Source organism: Microbispora sp. NPDC046933, assembly GCF_040644635.1.
Classification (GTDB): Bacteria; Actinomycetota; Actinomycetes; order Streptosporangiales; family Streptosporangiaceae; genus Microbispora.
In genome coordinates this window covers 1-2,001 of the sequence record NZ_JBEYWW010000102.1, presented here as the reverse complement: position 1 = coordinate 2,001, position 2,001 = coordinate 1, and the positions used below count along the sequence as shown (strand labels likewise).

1 protein-coding gene is annotated in these 2,001 nt (G+C 71.3%); it reads left to right on the top strand.

Annotation, left to right across the window (positions count from 1 at the left end; translation table 11 throughout):
* Positions 1-6: 6 nt before the first annotated feature.
* The coding region (locus ABZ857_RS44070) for a polyketide synthase dehydratase domain-containing protein (RefSeq protein ID WP_357056920.1) at positions 7-2,001 on the top strand (1,995 nt) is incomplete at its 3' end.

Genomic DNA, 2,001 nt, shown 5'->3' with positions numbered 1-2,001 from the left:
CGCCTCATGCACACCCTCCCCCCAAGCGGCGCCATGACCGCCATCAACGCAGGTGAGGCGGAAATCACGCCCGAGCTGGCCCGCCACCACGGCAGGGTCACCATCGCCGCCCTCAACACCCCCACCTCCACCGTCATCTCCGGCGACACCGAAGCCGTCACCGAACTGACCGAACACTTCCGCGTAAACGGCTACAAGGTCAGGGCCCTGACCGTCAGCCACGCCTTCCACTCCCCCCACATGGACCCCATCCTGGAAGACTTCGAGCGGGCGATCAGCGGCCTGACCTACGCACCCCCCGCCATCGGCTACGTCTCCGACCTGACCGGGCAGCCCGTGAGCTCGGGAATCGACCCCGCCTACTGGGCCCGCCACCTGCGCAACCCCGTCCGCTTCGCCGACGTCACCACAACCCTCCACGACCAGGGCATCACCACCTTCATCGAGATCGGGCCCGACGGCGTCCTCACCGCCCTCATCCGCGACACCCTCGACGGCCAACAGGACTTCGTCGCCGTCCCCGTGCTCCGTCGCGACCGGCCCGAACCCCACACCGCCGTCACCGCCGCCGCCCACGCCCACACCCACGGCACCCCCGTCGACTGGACCGCCCTCCACGACCAGGCCACCATCGTGGACCTGCCCACCTACGCCTTCCAGCACGAACACCTCTGGCTCACCCCACCCCGCACCACCACCGACCCCACACACCTGGGCCTGACCACCACACCCCACCCCCTCCTCGGCGCCGCCCTCACCCTCGCCCACGACCACACCACCGTCTACACCGGCACCCTCTCCCTGACCACCCACCCCTGGCTCAACGACCACACCGTCTTCGACACCCCCATCCTCCCCGGCACCGCCTACCTCGACCTCGCCCTCCACGCCGCCGACCACACCGGCCACACCACCATCGACGAACTCGTCCTCCACACCCCGCTGATCCTGCAGCCCGGCCGTACGGTCCAGGTGCAGGTGATCGTGAACAGCGCGGAGGCCGACGGGGAGGCGACGCTCGACGTGTACTCCCGCCCAGAGGGAGAGCACGGCGCGTGGACCCGCCACGCCACCGCCGTACTGGTCAAGGACGACACCGAGCCCGGCTTCGACCTCACCGCGTGGCCTCCGGCTGAGGCGGCCCCCGTCGACGTGGAGAGCGTCTACGAGGCCCTGACCGAGGCGGGGCTGCCGTACGGCCCGGCCTTCCGGGGACTGCGCGCCGCCTGGCGGCGCGGCGGCGAACTGTTCGCCGAGGTCTCCCTCCCCGAGAACGAACGGGCCGGCGTGGCGGACTTCGGCGTCCACCCGGCGCTGCTCGACGCGGCCGTACATCTGCCGGCGTGGGCGGGGCTGGCCGAGGTTCCGGACGGGCAGAACCGGCTGCCCTTCGCCTGGAGCGGCGTACGGCTGCACGCCACCGGCGCCACCGACCTGCGGGTACGCGTCAGGCTGGGCGAGGCCGGATCGCTGTCGCTCCAGGCCGCCGACCCCACCGGCACACCGGTCGTCTCGATCGACACCCTGACCGCCAGGCTGGTGTCCGCCGAGCAGCTCAAGGTCTCCGGATCGGCCGCGGAGAACAGCCTGTTCCGTGTGGAGTGGTCACCGCTCGAATTCCGGCCTGCGGCACGCGAGGCGTGGGCGGTGCTCGGCGACCGCACGCTCCACGACGAACTGCGCCAGACCGTCACCGCGACGTTCTACCAGGACCTGACCGCCCTCACCGACGCCATCAGCGCCGCCGACAGCACCGCCGATCCTGTGCCCGACCTCATCGTCCTGCCGATCGCCACCCACCTCGGCCACGGCCCCGACGACGACAGCCCGGTGGAGGCCGCACACGCGGTGCTCGAACACACCCTGCACACCCTGCAGACCTACCTAGCCGACGACCGCCTCAACAACACCCGCCTGCTCGTACTCACCCACCACGCCGTCGCGGTCACCGACCACGACCCCATCGACCTGACCACCGCCCCCATCTGGGGCCTCATCCGC